This window comes from Streptomyces sp. NPDC090499 (assembly GCF_044769305.1).
Classification (GTDB): domain Bacteria; phylum Actinomycetota; class Actinomycetes; order Streptomycetales; family Streptomycetaceae; genus Streptomyces.
Genome location: NZ_JBIVXP010000021.1, coordinates 35042 through 54276 on the forward strand (window position 1 = coordinate 35042; position 19235 = coordinate 54276).

The window sequence follows — 19235 nt, forward strand, 5'->3', positions numbered from 1 at the left end:
GTGCCTGTCCCCGGCAGGGTCACCCTTCCTCTTCCGCCAGCACCCGCTGGGCCGTCGCGAACGCCGAGTTGGCCGCCGGGACCCCGCAGTACACGGCAGTCTGCAGCAGCACCGCGCCGATCTCCTCCGGGGTCAGCCCGTTGCGCCGGGCCGCCCGGACATGCATGGCCAGCTCGTCGTAGTGGCCGTGGGCGACCAGCGCGGTCAGGGTGATCATGCTGCGTTCACGCCGGGAGAGCGTGGGGTCGGTCCAGATCTCGCCCCACGCGTAGCGCGAGATGAAGTCCTGGAAGCGGGCCGTGAAGAGGGTCTGCCGGGCCTGGGCGCCGTCGACGTGCGCGTCGCCGAGCACCTCGCGGCGTACTGCCATTCCACGCCGGGCGCTCCCGTCGAGGTGGGAGCGGAGCGCGGTCAGGACCGCCTCGGGGCACTGTGCGGGCGCCAGATGAGCGGCACCCGGCAGCTCGACCAGGGTGGCCGCGGCGACCGCGTCCGCGATCTCCCGCAGGTGCGGCGGCGGGGTCGCGGCGTCCTGACGGCCGGCGATCAGCAGGGTGCGGACGGCGATCTCGCCGAGCCGGTCCCGCAGGTCGAAGGCGGCCAGCGCGTCGCAGCAGGCGGCATACGCCTCCGGGTCGGCCGTCCGCTGGTCCTCGACCAGCCGGGGCACGGTGAAGCCGGGGGTGAACCAGCGGCCGGGGGCGTTCTCCGCCAGCCACTCCACGCCCTCCCGGCGCACCCGCCCGGCCCGCTCCTCCCACGGCCCGGACCCGCCGAAGTGGGCCGAGGAGCAGATCACCGCCAGGTTCTCCAGCCGGTCCGGGTGGTGCACGGCCAGATGCAGCCCGACGGCACCGCCCAGCGACACCCCCGCGTACGCGAACCGTCCGATGCCGAGCGAGTCGGCGAGCGCGAGCACCAGCCCGGCGAGGTCGCCGACGGTCGCCCCCGCCCTGATCAGGCCGGGCGCCGAACCGCCGTGGCCCGGCAGGTCCCAGCGCACCACCCGGTGGGCGGTGGACAGCTCGGGCGCCACGGCGTCCCACAGGGCGTACGAGGTGCCGAGCGAGGGCCCGAGGAGCAGCGGGGGAGCAGAAGCGGGGCCCTCGACACGGTGGTTGAGGATGTTCTCGGTCAACGTCGCTCCAGAGCACGGTCGGTGAGCACACCGGCGGACCCGGTGTAGCGGGCGGGATCGGTCGGGCCGTCGAGGTCGAGATCCGTCAGGTCGGGTTCCTCGGCGAGGAGTTCGCGCAGGGTCCGGTGCTCGGTGTGGGTGCGGCGGGCCAGCTCGGTGAGCAGTGCCTTGGCGCGGGCCCGGCCGAGCACGGGGGCCAGTTCGGCGGAGAGCCGCTCCGAGACGATCAGCCCGTTCGTGAGGTCGAGGTTCCGGCGCATCGCCTCCGGGTGCACCCGCAGCCCCTCCGCCAGCTCCGCCGCGTCCCGGGCCGCGCCCCCGACGGTCCGCAGCAGATCCCGCAGCGGTTCCCACTCGGCGTGCCAGGCACCGGCCGGCCGCTCGTCCTCCGCGGCCATCGAGCCGTACAGGACGGCCGCGAGCTGCGGGACCCGCCGCGCGGCCGCCGCGATCAGCGTGGACCGTACGGGGTTGGCCTTGTGGGGCATCGCCGAGGAACCGCCGCCACTGCCCTCCGAGACCTCTGCGATCTCGGTGCGGGACAGGACCAGCACGTCCGCGGCGATCTTCCCCAGCGCCCCGGCCGTGAAGGCGAGGCAGCCGGCGAGGTCGGCGACCGGCGTGCGCAGGGTGTGCCACGGCAACAGGGGTGCGGCCAGGCCCAGTTCACGGGCGTACGCCGTCGGCAGTTCCTCGGCGTGCGCCGCGCCGTACGCCCCGAGGGCGGCCAGCGTGCCTGCCGCGCCGCCCAGTTGAGCGGGCAGCGACTCCCGGACCGGGGTCACGCGGTCCCGGGCGTCCAGCACCAGCGAACGCCAGCCGGCCGCCTTCAGCCCGAACGTCGTCGGTACGGCGTGCTGGGTGAGCGTGCGGCCCGGCATCGGCGTGTCGCGGTGCTCGGCGGCCAGCAGGGCCAGCGCCCGCCCGGTCCGCCCGAGGTCGGCGACCACGAGCTCCAGGGTGCGGGACGCGACCAGCATCGTCGCCGTGTCCATGACGTCCTGGCTGGTCGCACCCCGGTGCACGTACGGCCCGTACTCCGCGCCGACCGCCTTCGTCAGGTCGGCGACCAGCGGGATCACCGGGTTGCCGCCGCCGCGGGCACGCGCCGCGAGGGCGCCCACGTCGTAACGAGCGGGGTCGGCCGCCGCCTCGGTCACGGCCGTCGCGGCCCCGGCCGGTGCCAGGCCCACGGCGGCCTGGGCGCGGGTGAGGGCCGCCTCCGCGTCGAGCAGCGCCTGCAGAAAGGCGCCGTCGCCCGTCGCGGCCGCGGCGGCCGAACCCGACCACCCAGGACCGAGCAGCCCGGCGTCACCGCCGCCGTGATCCACCGAACTCACTGGAACTCCAGGAAGACCGTCTCGCCCTCGCCCTGAAGGCGGATGTCGAAACGGTAGGTCCCCCGCCCCTCCTCGGCGGCGATCAGCGTGTCGCGTCGCTCGCCCACCCGGGTGAGCAGCGGGTCGGCGGCGAGTGCCGCGTCGTCGCCCGGCAGGTAGATCCGGGTGAACAGGTGCACCAGCAGCCCGCGCGCGAACACGCACACGCTGAGGTAGGGCGCGCTGCCGCCACGGGCGCCGGGCCGCAGCGTCCGCGCGTACCAGTGCCCATTGGTGTCCGTCTGGATCCGGCCCCAGCCGGTGAACTCCACGCCGTTGCGGCCGAGGTAGTCACCGGTCGCCGGGTCGCGGCGGATCGAACCGTCGGTCGTGGAGACGTTGCCGTCCGGGTCGGCGCCCCACAGCTCCAGGAGCGCGTCGGGCAGCGGGTTGCCCTCCCCGTCGTAGACGTACCCGTGGACCGTGACGGTGTCCGGGTGCCCGAGGGGTGCGATGTCCTCGCCGCCGCGGAAGGGCAGCGCGTAGCCGTAGAACGGGCCGACCGTGTGCGACGGGGTGGGCAGCACGTGCCCGGGGCTGCTCGTGTCGATCTTCGTCATGGCGGGTCAGCGTCCTTCTTCGATCCAGGTGGCGGTCGGGCCGTCCAGCACGATGTCCCAGTGGTAGCCCATCGAGAACTCCGGCACGGACAGGCCGTGGTCGTACGTCGCGACGAGGCGCTGCCGGGCCGCGTCGTCCGTCACCGACTGGATGATCGGGTCGTACGGGAACAGCGGGTCGCTCGGGAAGTACATCTGCGTCACCAGCCGCTGTGTGAACGCCGTACCGAACATCGAGAAGTGGATGTGGGCCGGGCGCCACGCGTTGAGGTGGTTGCGCCAGGGGTAGGGGCCCGGCTGGACGGTGGTGAAGTGGTAGCCGCCGTCGGCGTCGGTGATCGTGCGGCCGACTCCGGTGAAGTTCGGGTCCAGCGGGGCGTCGTGCTGCTCGCGCTGGTGCGCGTAGCGGCCCGCCGAGTTGGCCTGCCAGATCTCGATCAGCTGCCCTCGCACCGGCCGGCCGTCCCGGTCGAGCAGCCGCCCGGAGACGGTGATCCGCTCACCGACGGGCTCCCCGCTGTGCTGCCGGGTCAGGTCATTGTCTATCCCGGTGATGTCCCGCTCCCCGAACGCGGGGGAGTGCAGCTCCACCAGTTCCGGGTCCTGGGCCGTGTCGATGGCGACCAGGGGCTGCTTCGGATGCCGCAGCACGGAGGACCGGTAGGGGGCGTAGTCCCGGCGGGGGTGATGCTCGACGGGGGCGCCTTCGGCCACCCCCTTCTCGTACGCGGCGCGCTCGGCGGCGATTTCGACGTCGATATCGGCTTGGGTGAGTGTCATAGGGAGTCCTCGGTGAAGCGCCCTGCTTTCGGGGGCGCTGGGGGTCCCCCGGCCGAAGGCCGGGGGAGGAACTGCGCGACCAGCCGCAACGCACCCGCAGGTGCCCCACGACCTACCGCTCAAGAACAAGCGCGAGCCCTTGCCCGACGGGCCGCCCGCGCGGCCGTCTCCTGGCGCGTCCGGGCCGTCGGCTGCTCACCGTCCGGGTCGATCCCGCCCACCGCGAGCGACGCGCCCTCCGTCACGTCGGCCACCGCCTCCGCGGCCATGGCGACCACCCTGTCCATCCGTGCAGCCTCATCTCTCAGCGAATTAATCAGGGCACTGAGTATTTCAGCGAGATGTCTGCAACGCTGCCACTGGCGTCCGCACCAGTCAAGGCCTTGCCTGATGGCAGTCGGGTGTACAGACAGGACGGATGACCGCGGGTATCGTTCAGTGCACCAACGAATTCGGACCATGGGAGCGCATATGGCCGCGGTGGACCTCACCACCCACCCCGGGCACCTGGCCCGGCGGCTCCAGCAGGCCCACTACCTGCTGTGGAACACGATGGTCTCCGAGGAGATCACCTCGCCGCAGTTCGCCGTACTGAACGCGCTCGTGGCCGAGCCGGGACTGGACCAGCGGACCGTGGGGGAGCGGGTGGGCCTGGACCGGTCGACCATCGCCGAGGTCGTCAGCCGGCTGGGCCGGCGCGCGCTCCTCGACAAGGTGCGCGACCCGCAGGACGGCCGCCGCTTCCTGCTGCGCCTCACCGACGAGGGGGTACGGGTCCACCGCAAGCTCGCGGTGCGCACCGCCCGGATGAACCAGGTCTTCCTGGCCCCGCTCTCGGCCGCGGAGCAGACCCAGTTCTTCGACCTGATCCGCCGGGTCTCCGATGCGGCGGAGGGCCTGCGCAATCCCACGGAGCCGCTCGCCTCCCGGGCGTGAGCGGCGCCACGCAAGGGGCGCGGGGAACTGCCCGACCGGCCAGGACGGCGCCGCGGACGGCCTGCCGCGGCAGCTCCGGCGGGTTGCTCAGGCCTTCGCGAACACCACCCACACCTGACCGTCGGCGAAGTTCACCGGGCTGCCGTCCGCGTTCGTGAACGTCGTTCCGCCGGTGGCGTCCGGGCGGGACCAGGTGGCTTCGAACGACCGCCCGTCCCGCAGCACCTCCGCCTTCCCCGACCCCACCGTCACGGTGAACGGTGTGTTGTTGCCGAGGACGTCGTGGTACGCAGAGGGCCGCACCCGTACGTGCTGCACCACGACCGTCGCCGCCACCAGCCGGTTGCCTGTCGTCGTCGTCGCCGGCGTGCCGTCCATCGACACCAGCCAGCGGTTCCGGTCGCCGGACCAGGTGAAGGTGAAGCGGGCCGCCGGGTACCGCACGGTGCGGGACGCGGTGACCGTGCCGCCGGCCGGGGCCGGGCCGTGGCGGAAACCGGTGGTGAGCGCCGCCCTGCCGGGCGCCCCGTCCGGCATCACCTCGGCCGGACGCAGGTACAGGTTGTGCGGGGCCGGCCGGCCGCTGCCCCGGTGGTAGGCCCCGGACGCCTCCGCGGGTGACTCCGGCCGCAACGGCGCCCGGCCGATCAGGGGGAGCAGTTTCTTCTGGGCGCCGGAGAAGGCGAGCGTAGGCCGGGCGAACTGGCGCAGCAGCTCCAGGTCGGACTCGCGGGCGCTGCGGACCGGGCCGACGACCTCGGGGAGCTTGGCGGCGTACACCGCCATCAGCCGGCTGAGGCCGCCCTCCACCTGCTCCGCGTACACCACGTCCGCCGACTCCAGCCCGGTCTGCGGGCGGGCTGCGGCCACGTTGTCGATCTTCACGGCCAGGACGGAGCCGGTGGCGGGCCGTCCGCCGGGTGCCGGGGTGCCCTCGCTCGGTGTCGGGGTGGCCTGCGGTGCGCGGCCGTCGTCCGCCGTGCCGTGCCGGGTGCAGCCCGTCGTGAGGGTGACGGCCGTCGCGGCCGCCGCCAGTGCTGCCGTCAGCACGGTCCGGCGGGTCGGCGCCTCGTGTCGTCGCGTGTCCACCGCTGCCCCCCCGCTCGTCCCACCCCGTTCACGCTCTTGACTGATTGTGTGCTCAACAGGTCAGCTAGGGCCATACCCGGTCGAACCAGATCCGGGACGGTCAGGACCCCAGGATCTCCGTGAGGTCGTAGCGCACCGGCTCCTCTAGCTGGGCGTAGGTGCAGCTCTCCGGTGTGCGGTCGGGGCGCCAGCGGCGGAACCGGGCCGTGTGCCGGAAGCGGGCCCCGTTCTCCATGTGGTCGTACGCCACCTCGGCCACCCGTTCCGGCCGCACCGGCACCCAGGACAGGTCCTTCTTGCCCGACCACCGGCTCGGCGCGCCGGGCAGCCGCGCCGACTCGTGCGCGGCCTCCTCCGCCCAGGCCGCCCACGGGTGCCCGGAGACGTCGGCCATGCGCAGCGGCTCCAGCTCCTCGACCAGCTCGGCCCGGCGCTTCATCGGGAACGCGGCCGACACGCCAACGTGCTGGAGGGCTCCCCGGTCGTCGTACAGGCCCAGCAGCAGCGAACCCACCACGGGGCCGCTCTTGTGGAAGCGGTAGCCGGCGACCACGACGTCGGCCGTCCGCTCGTGCTTGACCTTGAACATGGCACGCTCGTCCTGGCGGTAGCGCAGGGTGAGCGGCTTGGCGATGACCCCGTCGAGGCCGGCCCCCTCGTACTGCTCGAACCACTGCCTGGCCACCTGGACATCGGTCGTGGCCGGCGCCAGATGCACGGGCGGGGTCACGCCGGCCAGGGCCCTGGTGAGCAGGGCGCGCCGGTCGGTGAGCGGGACGTCGAGGAGGGACTCGTCGTCCAGCGCCAGCAGGTCGAAGGCGACGAACGAGGCGGGCGTCCGCTCCGCCAGCGTGCGCACCCTGGAGTCCGCCGGATGGATCCGCTCGGTCAGCGCGTCGAAGTCCAGCCGGCCCTCCCGCGCGATCACGATCTCCCCGTCCAGCACGCACCGCTCGGGCACCCGCTCCCGCAGCGCCGCGACCAGCTCGGGGAAGTACCTGGTCAGCGGCTTCCCGGTACGACTGCCCAGCTCCACCTCGGCACCGTCCCGGAACACGATCGCGCGGAAGCCGTCCCACTTCGCCTCGTACTGCATGTCCGGGGGGATCGTCGCCACCGACTTGGCGAGCATCGGCTTCACGGGCGGCATCACCGGCAGATCCATACCACCAATTTACCCGGCGTCCAGAAGGCCGCCGAAACGTCCACACAATCCGGGGAGTGCAGGTCGGATGCACTCCGACCTGCGCTCTTCCGTGGGGTCTGTGAGACGGGGCTCGGTGCAGATGCCGCCCGGTGGCTGCTTCTGCAGGTGGCCCTGCTTGCGGGCCCCGGCCGCATGCTGATGGGCACGGCACACCGTGGAGTCGACGCTCAGGTCCCGGACGATCGCGTCTCTCGCGTCGGCCAAGGTCTGGAGCCGAGTCGGTATGCGGTGCCGGATGCCGTCCCGCTGCCACCGACGGAAGAGGTCGTAGGCCCGGCCCCGCGGCCCGTATCCGACGGGAACGCCCGGCCATGGAACACCGGTCCGGACCCGAAACCGTATGCCGTCGATCAGCTGCCGCCGAGGCCAGACAGGCGGTCGCCCCGCCTCCGTCCCCTTCGGCAACAACGGCTCCAGCACAGCCCACTGCTCGTGCGTGAGATCTCCCCGCCCCATGGACCGTGATCATTCACGGCCCAAGATCCACTTTCGGCACACGGCCTGGCGGCGCCCGCCATTGCCTCGATCGCCGTCCGGCCTACCCGCGTGCGGACCTGGCGGTGATCCGGACGTGGACGCCATCCATCACCGCCAAAACCACCGGAGTTCGACCGAGGTCGAAGAAGGTCAGCCCGTTGGTCGGGGGGCATCCGTAATGGGTCACCACCGCGCCCCGGTCCAGCAGCCCGCGCCCCGCTACCGTCTCGGTCCCGCGACGGCGTAGGCCGTGGTGCCGACGGCTGTGAGGACCACGGCTGTCCAGGTGCCGGCGGCCGTGCCGGGTGGCAGCAGCATCCAGGACGCCACCTGCGTCGGCGCACTCGTCGGGGGAGGGGCGAAGAACGAACAGGAGAGCCAGGCGAACGGCAGCGTCCACGCGTACGGCCCCCCGCACCCCGCCGCGCCGACGGCGGCGAGCCCCATCAGGCCCGCGCTGTCCCGGACGATGAACGCGGTGGTGGCGAGGTCGGCGCCGGCTGTCTGTACCGCCAGCAGGATCGCGGCGACGAGCGCACCGCCGAGCAGCACATGCGCCGCCCTGCGGGGCACCCAGCGGATCGCGGCCGTCCGGTCCAGCGCGAGGTCCTGCCCGCCGAGCCCGACCGAGACCGCCATCGCTCCCGCGGCGAGGACGAGCACGGGCAGCCGGAGATCCCCCGGCTCCCCGCTGCCGTCCCGGGCGAGCGCCCACGCCGCCACCGTGCTGATCACCAGCACGGCGAGCGACGCGGGCACCTGACGCGAGCGCGCGTACAGCGTCACCCACCTCATCGGGACGCACCGCCGGTCAGCGTCTTGAGCGTGTCTCCCCGGCAGGAGAGCGCGGCGGCGCGCATCGCGCTGATCCGCGACACCTGCTCGGTTCGGGGCAGCGCCTCCAGGTCCTTCCACACGGCGCGGGCCTGGGTGTCGAACTCGCGGCGCATGCCCGCCGACTGTGTGCTGGGCAGCGACTCGAGGTCGCCGAGGACCCAGCCCACCGCGACGGTCTGCGCGACGTCGTCCTCGCCCGTGCTGGACCAGCCGACGGGGCCGCACCCCGGCACCATGCCCTTGGCGATCAGCGCCCAGGCCAGCTCCTTGCCCTTCGCGGCGGTGATGATGTCGTCGTCGAAGTCGAAGAGCACGGTCCTACGGGACCACCGCGGCGTGGTGCCCTCCGGCTGTATGGCGGTGTTCTCCCGGACCGAGACCGGCGCCTGGCCGCCCAGGGCGCGGTGCAACAGACCCAGCGCCTCCTTGCCGGGACCCGCCAGGTCGGCGAGCCGCCCCTGGTGCGTCCTGGTCACGCACACCGGGCCGTCGCACACCAGAGCGGCGGCAGCCTCGTCGCGGACGTAGATCCGGCTCGGGTCGGAGGGGAGGACGAGCAGGGCGATCGCCGCGCCCGCCAGGACGGGCGACAGGGCGAGCAGCCGGGTGCGCGGGGTCGCGGCGACGAGCAGGGCGAAGCCCGTCGCGGCCAGGCCGAGCAGCCAGATCGTCTGTCCGACGTGCACGGAGGCGGAGAGGGTGACGAACACGTTGCTCACGTCGGCCACCACGGGTGAGAGCAGCGAGATCTGCTTCGGCTCCGTGACCGGGAAACCGTCCGCCGTGGTCGTCTGCGTCTGGCCCAGGGACGCGTTCATGAGCGCCGTGAACGCGAAGGCGACCATGGTCAGCAGCGGCGGGGTGAGCGGGGACGGCAGAGTGCGCCCGGCCCCCATGCCCAGCACGGCTGCCGCGACGAGGGAGAGCGCCCCGACCAGCGAGATCGGCAGCCATCCGAGGTGCATGTAGTCGGTGTGGGCGAGCACCTGGGCCCCGCCCACGAGGACGAGGAACGCGAACGCCGAAGCCAGGCTGATCGCCACGGCTCCCGCGAGCGCGGCGGCGCGGTGCCAGGCGGGTCGCGAGGCCGTCGTCAGCAGCTCGGACATCTTCGAGCGGTGGTCGCGCAGACCCTGCAGGGCGCCGAGCCCCACGGCCAGCGGCCACAGGTAGAACAGCACGCCGCGGGTCCACAGGGCCAAGGACGTCCACTGGGCCGTCCACGCCGTGGTGCCCGTCCACCATCCGCCGTCCAGCAGGTACAGGAACGCCAGCGCGCTTGTCAGGACCACGGCGCCGGCCCAGGGGGCGACGGAGCGCTTCAACTCGATGCGCAGGACACGGCTGTTCACCAGGTGCCCCTCTCCTGCTCGGGGCTCTGCAGCAGTGCCGAGTAGCCGCGCTCCAGCGGACTGTCGCCCACCTGCTCCGGTCCGCCCACCGCGGCCAGCTCGTCCGGGGTGCCCTGGAAGACCAGCCGGCCCTCGGCGAAGAGCACCACGTCGGTGCAGGCGGCGGCCACGTCCTCCACCAGGTGGGTCGAGACGACCACGCAGGTGTCCCTGCCCAGCTCCTGCAGCAGCTCGCGAAAGCGCAGCCGCTGCGCCGGGTCCAGGCCGACCGTCGGCTCGTCCAGCAGCAGGATCGTCGGGTTGTTGACGATGGCCTGGGCGATGCCCACCCGCCGCACCATGCCGCCGGACAGGGTCTTCATCCGCTTGTCGGCGCGGTCGGCCAGGCCCACCCGCTCCACGGCGTGCTGCACCGCCGCGGGGATGTCCGCCTTGGGTACCTCCTTCAGCCACGCCATGTACTCGACGAACTCGCGGACCGTGAAGCGCTTGTAGTAGCCGAACTCCTGCGGCAGATAGCCGATCCGGCGGCGCAGCGCACGGCGTTCGCCCATGCCGCCCGCGGACTCCCCGAGCAGCTCCAGGGTGCCCTCGGCGGGGCGCAGCACGGTGGCCAGCGCCCGGATGAGGGTGGTCTTGCCCGCCCCGTTGGGTCCGAGGAGGCCGTGTACGCCGGTGCCCAGTGACAGGTCGAGGCCGCAGACGGCCATCCGGTTCCTGCCGACCCTGACCTTCAGCCCGGTGGCCCGGATCTCCCAGGCGTAGGGCGTCGGTGCGAGGTCGGCCGCGCTCACCGCGGGCATCATGTGGTGTTCCTCTCCGATGGTCAACGATGGGCTCCCAGCACGGAGTACGCGCCCCTGCGGGCGATCACGACACCGATGCCGAGTGCGAGGATCAGCGCCCACACGGGCAGGCCGACCGTCCGCAGCGCGAAGGTCGTACGGCCGGTGGACAGGCTCGGCGCCACCACCACGGCGGCCCACCCGGCCACCAGCCAGCCCGCGGCGCGGGTCACACCGACGACACCGCCGAGCGCCAGGGTCGTCGAGGTGAAGGCCAGACAGGGCAGCAGCCATTGCGCGGCCGTCACCCCGGTCACCCCGGTCGCCCATCCGCCGAGCAGCAGCGCGGGGACGACCACGGCGAGCACGGCCGCGGTGCGCCGCAGCACGAGATACAGTCCCGCCCGTGGCGCGGAGGCCGTCAGCTCGTACGCCGGGTCCAGGCCGCGCGACCACGACGCCGCGACGCCGAGCACGGGCAGGACCGGGGCGAACAGCAACACCAACGACACGCCGGAGCCGGAGCCGGTGTCCGGGACGGTGCCGGTCAGGTCGAGCAGCAGCGCGAGCAGCGTCACGGCCACGACCATGGCCACCCACGGCACCATCGTCGGCGTCAGCCATCTCGACATCCGCGCCGACCAGCGCCGTCGCCGCGGCATCGGCGCGATGTCGGCCAGCCGGGGTTCGAGGTCGGACCACACGGAGCCGACCAGCGCCGCGACGGCAGGCGCCTGCGCCGTGACCGAGTCCGACAGCCGCTCACGGCACACCCGGCACGCCTCCAGATGGGCCTCCAGGGCCCACACCTCGTCGGCGGCGAGCTCCGTGTCGCCGCGCGCGTACCCGTCGATGATCCGAATCGACGCGTGTTCCCCACTCATGCCAGCGCCTTCCGCATCTCGATCCGGGCCCTGCGGGCACGGGTCTTGACCGTGCCCTCGGGCAGTCCCAGCAGCACCGAGGCCTCCCGGACGGACAGCCCGTCGAGCACCAGGGCCTGCAGCACCTCTCTGAGTTCCGGCGCGAGGCGCCGCAGCGCGTCCCCGACCTCACCGCCGACGGTCGCCGCGAGCGCCTCCTCCTCGGCGGCGGGCGCCATGGGGCGCGGTGCGGCCGCGGGAGGCGGCTCCGCGTGGTGGGCCCGGCGCCGGAACGCGTCGACGAGCCGGCGCGCCGCGATCGTCCACAGCCAGCCGACGGCGCTTCCCCCGGCCGCGGTCCCGACGAACGCGCCCGCCGCGCGCCACACGGCCAAGTACGTCTCCTGCATGACCTCGGCGACGATCTGCTCGTCCGCACAGCGGCGGCGCAGCCGCACCGCCATCCACGGCGACGTACGCCGGTACAGCTCCTCGAACGCGGCACGGTCACCCTTGGCCACCAGCCGCACGAGATGCTCCTCGTCCAGCTCGCCCGGTGCCTTCCTGACTGATCTCACACCCGCTAGACGCCGCCCATGGACGGCAGGTTTTCCCCTGGCCGTGATAGCGGTCACATTGCCGTACGGCGTCGACGACGGCGGTACAGCACGCAGCGGGAGGTCGATCAGCGTGTCGGAACCCACCAACGTGTCGGAACCCACCAAACGGAGGGTGTCGACGGTCGGCATGACCTGCTACAGGCCCGGCCGTCCCGGCTGTTTTCCGCGGTTCGGGAGTACACGGGGCGAAAGGACCAGCCGAAGAGTTTCGGCTGGCGTGACTTCCGCGACCTGATCGTCCGCGCCCGCATCCAGCTCGGCGGCCCGATCGTGCTGGTCTGGGACAACGTTCGCCTGCACCTGACCAAGCCGCTTCGCAAGTTCATCGACGCGAACGCCGAGTGGCTCACGGCCATCCAGCTGCCCACCTACGCGCCCGGCCTGAACCCGACCGTAGGGGTCTGGTCGCTGGTCAAGCGCGACATCGGCAACCTCGCGGCGGCCGCCTCGAAGACGTCACCCGCGCCGTGAAGCGCTGGCTCAAAGGGCTCCAGCACCACCCGGACGTGGTCGACGGATGCATGTCGGGGACCGGGCTCGCCCTGGACCAGCCCGCGGGATGCTGTCCGAAGTGCCGGTGCCCGGGCCCTGGATGTAGCCGCCCTGGTCGAAGTGCTGCACCGGGCCACCGCTCGCCCGGCGCAGCAGACCACCGTTCGCCGACCGGCCGGCCGCCGAACCCGATCGTGCTGAGCGCGCCGCCCGCAGCGGCCGTCACCTTCACCCTGCCGTCCGGGAGGCGCTTCACCTTGAGGGAGGATTGTGGGAAACGATCTCTTGTGGTTCCGCTGAAACCGTATCTGACCAGCAGGTATCCGTGACGGCGTAGCACCGCCCCACGACTGTACGAGCGCTCCCGGGCGTCCGCTCGTCACGTCGCACACTCCGGTACCGGAGCGGCGGCCGTGTCGAGCCGATATGCGGGGCGGGGGTGGTGCGCCTACCGTGGCCGCATGGGCGATGCGGTGCAACTGGAGGTGGCGGGCCGGTCCGTACGGCTGTCCAGCCCCGACAAGGTCTTCTTCCCGGAGCGCGGTTTCACCAAGCTGGACGTCGCCCGCTACTACGCGGCCGTCGCCCCCGGCATCCTGCGCGCCCTGCGCGACCGCCCCACCACCCTGCAGCGCTACCCGGACGGCGTCGAGGGGGAGTGGTTCTACCAGAAGCGCGCCCCCAAGGGCATGCCCGACTGGATCCCCACCGCCCACATCACCTTCCCCAGCGGCCGCACCGCCGACGAGATGTGCCCCACCGAGGAGGCCGCGGTGGTGTGGGCCGCGCAGTACGGCACGCTCACCTTCCACCCCTGGCCGGTGCGGCGCGGTGACGTCGACCGTCCCGACGAGCTCCGCATCGACCTCGACCCGCAGCCCGGCACCGACTTCGCCGACGCGGTCCGCGCCGCCCACGAACTGCGCGCCGTCCTGGACGAGTTCGGCGGACTGCGGGGCTGGCCCAAGACCTCCGGCGGCCGCGGGCTGCACGTCTTCGTGCCCATCGAACCCCGCTGGACCTTCACCCAGGTCCGGCGCGCCGCCATCGCCGTGGGCCGCGAACTGGAACGCCGGATGCCGGACCGGGTGACCATCAAGTGGTGGAAGGAGGAACGCGGCGAGCGCATCTTCGTCGACTACAACCAGACCGCCCGCGACCGCACCATCGCCTCCGCCTACTCGCTGCGGCCCCGCCCGAACGCCCCCGTGTCGGCGCCGCTGCGCTGGGAGGAGGTCGACGACGTGCAGCCCGCGGACTTCGACCTGGTCACGATGCCCGCCCGGTTCGCCGAACTCGGCGATGTGCACGCCGACATGGACGACCACGCCTACTCCCTCGACACCCTCCTGGAACTCGCCCGCCGCGACGAGGACGAGCACGGCCTCGGCGACCTGCCCTATCCGCCGGAGTACCCGAAGATGCCGGGCGAGCCCAAGCGCGTCCAGCCGAGCCGGGCACGGCCCGAACAGCCCTCCTGACGACGGGAGTCGGTGACGTCCCGGCCGCGGTCGGCAGGTGCGGCGCCCGGCGCGGGCGCTCCGGCCGCCTCCCGGTGCCCGGGACTATGCTGATCGCCAGCCGCCGAGGAGGAGGGCCGAGGTGTCCGAGGCAGTGTCGCGCCCCACGCTGGAGGCCGTGGCCGCGCGGGCCGGGGTCTCCCGGGCCACCGTGTCACGGGTCGTCAACGGCGGGGACGGCGTGCGCGAGCCGCTCGTCGAACGGGTGCGGCGGGCCGTCGAGGAACTCGGTTACGTCCCCAACCAGGCGGCCCGCAGCCTCGTCACCAGACGGCACGACGCCGTCGCCGTCGTCATCGCCGAGCCGGAGACCCGGATCTTCACCGACCCCTTCTTCGCCCTGCAGCTGCGCGGCATCAGCAAGGAACTGACCGCCCAGGACAACCAGCTCGTCCTGCTGCTCACCGAGGGCCGGGACGACCACGCCCGGGTGGCCCGCTATCTCGCCGGCGGCCATGTCGACGGCGCGCTGGTCTTCTCGCTCCACCTCGACGACCCGCTGCCCGGCCTGATCGAGGGCGCCGGTGTCCCCACCGTGTTCGGCGGCCGGCCCGGCTGGGGCGACGGCACGGACAGCGCCGTGTACGTCGACTGCGACAACCGGGGCGGCGCCGAGGACGCGGTGCGCCATCTCGTCGGCCTCGGCCGGACCCGGATCGCGCACATCACCGGGCCGCTGGACCAGACGTCGGCGGCCGACCGGCTGCAGGGATACCGGGACGTGATGGGGGAGACCGATCCCCGGCTGGTCGTCGCCAGCGACTTCACCCCCACCGGCGGCGAGCGCGCCATGGGCGAACTCCTCGACCGCTGCCCGGACGTGGACGCCGTGTTCGCCGCCAACGACCTCACCGCGCTCGGTGCCCTGCGCGTCCTGCGCGAGCGCGGCCGCCGGGTGCCCGAGGACGTCGCCGTGATCGGCTTCGACGACGTGCTGCCCGTCGCCGAACAGACCGAGCCGCCGCTGACGACGGTCCGTCAGGACATCGAGGAGATGGGCCGGCTGATGGCCCGCCTGCTGCTGTCCACGCTGACCCGCGGCGGGCCGGCGACCGGCGCGCCGTCCAGCGTCGTCCTGCCCACGACGCTGATACGACGCGCGACCGCGTGACGGGTCCCGGCTCCGGCCTCAGGTCTGCTGCGGTTCGCTCCTGATCACCGCGAAGCGGGCGCCGTACGGGTCGGCCAGCTTCGCCATCCGGCCGACCCCCTCCAGCGTGGTCGCCGGCATCCGCACCCGGCCGCCCGTCTGCTGGGCCTTCTCGACCACCGCGTCCGGGTCCTCGACCTCGAAGTACGGCAGCCAGTACGCACCGGCCTGCGCCTCCGCCGGGTCCTCGGCCAGCGGCACCATCCCGCCGAACACCGACGCGTCGTCGCCGCCCGCCGGGTTGACACAGGTGTAGGTGCCGCCGGGGAAGGGCACGCCGGAGGTCTCCAGACCGAGCACCTTGTGGTAGTAGGCCGCGGCAGCCGCGATGTCCGGGGTGTACAGCTCGACCCAGCACAGCGAACCCGGATCCCCCGCCACGTCGACGCCCTTGGTCAGCGCCGGCTGCCAGATGCCGAAGGGCACCCCGGCCTGGTCGGTGAGGACCGCCAGGTGGCCCTGGCCCAGCACGTCCATCGGCTGCGCCAGGACACTGCCGTGCGCCTGCTCGGCCGCCTTCGCGGTGGCCTGCGCGTCCTCGCTCCGGAAGTACACCGTCCAGGACGGCGGGCCCTGCTCCGGGCCGGTCTGCATACCGCCGGCGACGGTCCGGCCGTCCAGCTGGAAGAAGCCGTAACCACCGGCCTCGGGACCCGCCGACCGGAACTGCCAGCCGAAGAGGCCGTGGTAGAAGGAGACGGCGCCGTCGATCTCGGGCGTGCCGAGGTCGATCCAGTTGGGAGCGCCGTTGACGAAACGGGTGGTGAGCATCATCGCCCTCCTCGGAAGGGTCCTGTTCTCTGCTGCGCCGAGTCTTCCACCGCCCACTGACAATCGCTGCCCGCCCACGCCCACCGCGTCCCGGTTACCGTGGGTCACCCGATGCCATCGCCGAGTTTCGGATCCGTTCCGCGCGCCGCCGTGCGCAGGCGTGGCGCACGGGAGCATGATCGAGGCTGAAGTGCTCTGCCGCCGGGGCGTTGAGCGGGCGTTGAGCGAACGTTTTTCGCCGCCCGGCACGATCCTGGCCATGCACTTCGACACCATCACCCCGCCCCGCACGCCCGTCCCGGCCTGGCAGGCACAGGCGTTGTGCGCGCAGACCGGGGCGGACTTCTTCTTTCCCGAGCCCGGCAGCTCGGTACGCGAGGCCAAGCGCATCTGCGGCATGTGCGAGATGCGTTCGGCCTGCCTGGAGTACGCGCTCGACAACGACGAACGCTTCGGTGTCTGGGGCGGCCTGTCCGAGAAGGAACGCCTGGATCTGCGCCGCGCCTCCCGCTGAACCCGGGCCGCCGGGACCATGCGGTACGACCGTACGTCCGGGCCCGGATACCATCCGGGGACGCGGCCGGACGTAGCGCAGAGGCAGACGCACCGCCTTGCCAAGGCGGACACGCCGGTTCGAATCCGGTCGTCCGGGCCGCGTGACGAGGTCCTGTAGAGCAGAGGCAGACTCGCCGTCATCGCATGACGGATACGCCGGTTCGAATCCGGCCGGGACCACGCTACGGCGGACACGGGGCGGGGCGGATGAGCAAGGCGATCACCGAGGCGGAACTGGCCGCCTTCCACGAGGCCGTGGGGAAGCTGCGGGCGCTGCCCGCCGACGACCCGGTGCGGCTGCGTGCCGAGCAGGTCGCCGCCTCCTTCGCCCGTGACGGACGGCTGCGCCGCCGCCGGACACGCGGCACCGAGACCTCGCAGGCCGACGCCGCCGTGATGGCCGCGACCGCGACCGGCGCCCCGGACCGCCGCGAGGACGCGCCGCTGGCCGTGCCGGGCACCGGCGGCGTCTTCCGGAAGCCGCGCACCTGCTACGTCTGCAAGTCGCCCTATCGACAGGTCGACACCTTCTACCACCGGCTCTGCCCCGACTGCGCCGCCGACAACACCGCGCGCCGCGCCCTGACCACCGACCTCGGCGGCCGCCGCGCGCTGCTCACCGGGGGCAGGGTGAAGATCGGCTTCCAGCTGGCGCTGATGATGCTCCGCGACGGCGCCGAGGTCCTCGTCACCTCCCGGTTCCCGCAGGACACCGTGCGCCGCTTCGAGGCCGCCCCCGGCAGCGCGAAGTGGCTGGACCGGCTCACCGTCCTCGCCGTCGACCTGCGCGACCCGCGCCAGGTGCTCGGCCTGTGCGAGGAGTTGCGGCAGGAGGGCGAGCCGCTGGACATCCTCGTCAACAACGCGGCGCAGACCGTGCGCAGGCCGCCCGAGTCGTACGCCCTGCTGGCCGCCGGCGAACCCGACGCGCTGCCCCCGGGGGCCCGGCAGGCCCCCGGATTCACCCCGATGCGCAGACTGGCGGGCTCGGCCGCGGCCCTGCCCGTCGCCCTGCGCGAGGCCGACGAGGCCGGACTGCTGCCCGATCCGTCGCCCGAGAACTCCTGGTCGGCCCGGCTCGGTGCCCTCGACCCGGCCGAGGTCCTGGAGACCCAGCTCGTCAACGCCCTGGCGCCGGCACTGCTGTGCGACCGGCTGCTGCCGCTGCTGCTGGCCTCGCCCCGGCCGCGCCGCTACGTGGTGAACGTGACCGCCGTCGAGGGCCGGTTCGCCGTCCGCAACAAGATGGCCGGCCATCCGCACACCAACATGGCCAAAGCCGCCCTCAACATGCTCACCCGCACCAGCGCCGCCGAACTCGCGGAGCGGGGCGTCCACATGTGCGCCGTCGACACCGGCTGGATCACCGACGAGAACCCGGCACCGAAGAAGGCCCGGATGGCCGGCGCCGGCTTTCGCACGCCCCTGGACGTCGTCGACGGCGCGGCCCGTGTCTACGACCCGATCGTGCGCGGCGAGGCCGGGGACCCGGTGTCCGGGGTGTTCCTGAAGGACTACCGGGAGGCGGAGTGGTGAACGAGGACCCACAGGACCGGCGGCAGACCTTCGCCGGTGTCCCGCACGTCGTGCCGCGCCCGGCCGCCGAACTCGCCCCGCTGCTCGACTGGCTGAGGGCCGGCCGCCCGGCGGGGGAGCGGCTGGACTTCACCGCCGGCACCGCGCTGCCGGACGGCCGCCTCGACCTGTGCAAGCAGGACGTCGGCCCGGCGGGCGCCGCCCTGATCGCCGAGGCCCTCGGCGAAGGACCCACTCCGGTACGGCACCTGCTGCTCGGCACGGACGCCCTCGGCGACGCGGGCGCCGAAGCCGTGGCCGGTTCCGGTGCCGAGGTGGAGACGCTCTACCTCGGCTGCAACGGCATCACGGCGGGCGGCGCCTGCCGGATCGCCGACCAGCTGCGGGCCTCGCCGCAGGTCGTCACCGGGGTGTGGCTCAAGCGCAACCCGCTGGGCGGCGGAGGCGGTCGGGCCGCCGCCGAACTGATCGAATCCGCCCGCTCCCTGCGCACCCTCGACCTCGTCCAGACCGGACTCGACCCGGACGGAGCGGCCGTGCTCGCCGACGCGCTGCTCGCGGCGGCCGGCAACGGACGCCGGATCGAGCGGCTCTTCGCCGGCGGCAACCCGCTGGGCGCGGCCGGGGCGCGGGCCCTGGCCGCCGTCGTCGCCGGCGGTGGGCTCGGCGAACTGTACGTGTCCGCCGCCCGGTTGGGGGATGCGGGCGCGCTGGAGCTGGCCGGCGCCCTGGACCGGGCGCCGTACGGGCGGCTCACCCGGCTCGCGGTCGCCAGCAACGGCATCGGACCCTCGGCCGCCGCCCGCCTGGTGACGGCAGCGGCCGGCGCCGGGGTGACCCTGCTCGACCTGGGGCGGGTACGCGCGGCGGCCGTCCTCGCCGCGGGCGACAACCGGATCGACCTGGCCGCCGCCGACACGATCGGCCGGACCCTGTCCGCCTCCGAACACCGCCTCGCCCACCTGGTGCTGACCCACACCGGGATGCGCAGCCGCGAGGCCCACCGCCTCCTCGACCACGCGGCCCACGCCGGCACCGCCACCCGCTACCGCCTCGGCGCCGGCATCGCCGCGAGCGTCAAGCGCCGCCTGGCCGGCCTCAGCGCCGGCATCCCGGCCCCCGCGGTCCCGGCCGACGTGGCCGCCGTACGCAGCGTGCACCGGAGCGCACCGCCGCAGGCCTGACCCG

The 19235-nt window shown here is 73.4% G+C and carries 20 protein-coding genes, 2 tRNA genes and 1 pseudogene; 9 read left to right on the forward strand and 14 right to left on the reverse strand.

What is annotated here, in order from left to right; all coding sequences use genetic code 11:
* Nucleotides 1-19: 19 nt before the first annotated feature.
* The 5 genes and pseudogenes from pcaD to ACIQVL_RS43475 all read right to left on the reverse strand — a co-directional run.
* Nucleotides 20-1138, reverse strand: a complete 1119-nt coding sequence (pcaD, locus tag ACIQVL_RS43455) for a 3-oxoadipate enol-lactonase (protein ID WP_403478244.1) — start codon at nucleotides 1136-1138, stop codon at nucleotides 20-22.
* Nucleotides 1135-2478 carry a 3-carboxy-cis,cis-muconate cycloisomerase gene (gene pcaB, locus ACIQVL_RS43460; RefSeq protein WP_403478245.1) on the reverse strand — a complete coding sequence of 448 codons (1344 nt, stop codon included), beginning with the start codon at nucleotides 2476-2478 and terminating at the stop codon, nucleotides 1135-1137. Before pcaB ends, pcaD begins: the two co-directional genes overlap by 4 nt.
* Nucleotides 2475-3077: a protocatechuate 3,4-dioxygenase subunit alpha gene (gene pcaG, locus ACIQVL_RS43465; RefSeq protein ID WP_403435545.1), complete on the reverse strand. Its 603-nt coding sequence runs from the start codon at nucleotides 3075-3077 to the stop codon at nucleotides 2475-2477. Before pcaG ends, pcaB begins: the two co-directional genes overlap by 4 nt.
* A 6-nt stretch (nucleotides 3078-3083) precedes the next feature.
* Nucleotides 3084-3857 (reverse strand): protocatechuate 3,4-dioxygenase subunit beta, encoded by a 774-nt coding sequence (gene pcaH, locus ACIQVL_RS43470; protein WP_403435547.1) that lies wholly within the window; start codon nucleotides 3855-3857, stop codon nucleotides 3084-3086.
* Nucleotides 3858-4054: 197 nt separating this feature from the next.
* Nucleotides 4055-4144 (reverse strand): annotated as a pseudogene (locus ACIQVL_RS43475) (succinyl-CoA--3-ketoacid-CoA transferase); the annotation flags it as partial.
* A gap of 184 nt (nucleotides 4145-4328) precedes the next feature.
* Between ACIQVL_RS43475 and ACIQVL_RS43480 the strand changes: the two are divergent.
* Entirely contained in the window at nucleotides 4329-4793 is a 465-nt protein-coding gene (locus tag ACIQVL_RS43480; protein WP_403435549.1) for a MarR family winged helix-turn-helix transcriptional regulator, read from the forward strand.
* Between the two features lie 87 nt (nucleotides 4794-4880).
* Here ACIQVL_RS43480 and ACIQVL_RS43485 read toward each other — a convergent pair whose 3' ends face one another.
* From ACIQVL_RS43485 to ACIQVL_RS43520, 8 genes are all read right to left on the reverse strand, one after another.
* Nucleotides 4881-5882: a DUF3048 domain-containing protein gene (locus ACIQVL_RS43485; protein ID WP_403435550.1), complete on the reverse strand. Its 1002-nt coding sequence runs from the start codon at nucleotides 5880-5882 to the stop codon at nucleotides 4881-4883.
* A 100-nt stretch (nucleotides 5883-5982) separates the two neighbouring features.
* On the reverse strand, nucleotides 5983-7047 hold the full coding sequence (locus tag ACIQVL_RS43490; protein ID WP_403478246.1) for an ATP-dependent DNA ligase: 1065 nt from the start codon (nucleotides 7045-7047) through the stop codon (nucleotides 5983-5985).
* Nucleotides 7048-7056: 9 nt separating this feature from the next.
* Nucleotides 7057-7545, reverse strand: coding sequence for a transposase (locus ACIQVL_RS43495; protein WP_403478247.1), 489 nt, complete (start codon nucleotides 7543-7545; stop codon nucleotides 7057-7059).
* A 240-nt stretch (nucleotides 7546-7785) separates the two neighbouring features.
* The gene (locus ACIQVL_RS43500) at nucleotides 7786-8361 is read right to left on the reverse strand and encodes a hypothetical protein (protein WP_403478248.1); all 576 of its coding nucleotides are present in this window, start codon (nucleotides 8359-8361) and stop codon (nucleotides 7786-7788) included.
* Nucleotides 8358-9755, reverse strand: coding sequence for a hypothetical protein (locus ACIQVL_RS43505; protein WP_403435556.1), 1398 nt, complete (start codon nucleotides 9753-9755; stop codon nucleotides 8358-8360). The genes ACIQVL_RS43500 and ACIQVL_RS43505 overlap by 4 nt, the downstream gene beginning before the upstream one ends.
* Entirely contained in the window at nucleotides 9752-10561 is an 810-nt protein-coding gene (locus ACIQVL_RS43510) for an ABC transporter ATP-binding protein (protein WP_403436022.1), read from the reverse strand. The genes ACIQVL_RS43505 and ACIQVL_RS43510 overlap by 4 nt, the downstream gene beginning before the upstream one ends.
* A gap of 20 nt (nucleotides 10562-10581) precedes the next feature.
* Nucleotides 10582-11424 (reverse strand): zf-HC2 domain-containing protein, encoded by an 843-nt coding sequence (locus ACIQVL_RS43515; protein ID WP_403435558.1) that lies wholly within the window; start codon nucleotides 11422-11424, stop codon nucleotides 10582-10584.
* The gene (locus ACIQVL_RS43520; RefSeq protein ID WP_403435560.1) at nucleotides 11421-11981 is read right to left on the reverse strand and encodes an RNA polymerase sigma factor; all 561 of its coding nucleotides are present in this window, start codon (nucleotides 11979-11981) and stop codon (nucleotides 11421-11423) included. Before ACIQVL_RS43520 ends, ACIQVL_RS43515 begins: the two co-directional genes overlap by 4 nt.
* 18 nt (nucleotides 11982-11999) lie before the next feature.
* On the opposite strand from ACIQVL_RS43520, the gene ACIQVL_RS43525 reads away from it, so the two are divergent.
* The 3 genes from ACIQVL_RS43525 to ACIQVL_RS43535 all read left to right on the forward strand — a co-directional run bounded on the left by ACIQVL_RS43525 (nucleotide 12000) and on the right by ACIQVL_RS43535 (nucleotide 15146).
* Entirely contained in the window at nucleotides 12000-12494 is a 495-nt protein-coding gene (locus tag ACIQVL_RS43525) for a transposase (protein WP_403478249.1), read from the forward strand.
* Between the two features lie 482 nt (nucleotides 12495-12976).
* Complete coding sequence (ligD, locus tag ACIQVL_RS43530; protein WP_403435564.1) at nucleotides 12977-13996, forward strand: non-homologous end-joining DNA ligase; 1020 nt, start codon at nucleotides 12977-12979, stop codon at nucleotides 13994-13996.
* Nucleotides 13997-14117: 121 nt separating this feature from the next.
* Entirely contained in the window at nucleotides 14118-15146 is a 1029-nt protein-coding gene (locus ACIQVL_RS43535; RefSeq protein WP_403435566.1) for a LacI family DNA-binding transcriptional regulator, read from the forward strand.
* Nucleotides 15147-15164: 18 nt separating this feature from the next.
* Here ACIQVL_RS43535 and ACIQVL_RS43540 read toward each other — a convergent pair whose 3' ends face one another.
* A complete protein-coding gene (locus tag ACIQVL_RS43540) occupies nucleotides 15165-15956 on the reverse strand; it encodes a VOC family protein (protein WP_403436024.1) in 792 nt (263 codons plus the stop codon).
* A gap of 259 nt (nucleotides 15957-16215) precedes the next feature.
* On the opposite strand from ACIQVL_RS43540, the gene ACIQVL_RS43545 reads away from it, so the two are divergent.
* The 5 genes from ACIQVL_RS43545 to ACIQVL_RS43565 all read left to right on the forward strand — a co-directional run bounded on the left by ACIQVL_RS43545 (nucleotide 16216) and on the right by ACIQVL_RS43565 (nucleotide 19231).
* On the forward strand, nucleotides 16216-16470 hold the full coding sequence (locus ACIQVL_RS43545) for a WhiB family transcriptional regulator (RefSeq protein ID WP_403478250.1): 255 nt from the start codon (nucleotides 16216-16218) through the stop codon (nucleotides 16468-16470).
* 66 nt (nucleotides 16471-16536) lie between these two features.
* Nucleotides 16537-16608, forward strand: a tRNA-Gly gene (locus tag ACIQVL_RS43550).
* A gap of 11 nt (nucleotides 16609-16619) precedes the next feature.
* Nucleotides 16620-16691: transfer RNA gene (locus ACIQVL_RS43555), tRNA-Ala, on the forward strand.
* A 27-nt stretch (nucleotides 16692-16718) separates the two neighbouring features.
* Nucleotides 16719-18047 carry an SDR family NAD(P)-dependent oxidoreductase gene (locus tag ACIQVL_RS43560; protein ID WP_403435568.1) on the forward strand — a complete coding sequence of 443 codons (1329 nt, stop codon included), beginning with the start codon at nucleotides 16719-16721 and terminating at the stop codon, nucleotides 18045-18047.
* Complete coding sequence (locus tag ACIQVL_RS43565; protein ID WP_403478251.1) at nucleotides 18044-19231, forward strand: ribonuclease inhibitor; 1188 nt, start codon at nucleotides 18044-18046, stop codon at nucleotides 19229-19231. The genes ACIQVL_RS43560 and ACIQVL_RS43565 overlap by 4 nt, the downstream gene beginning before the upstream one ends.
* Nucleotides 19232-19235 lie beyond the last annotated feature (4 nt).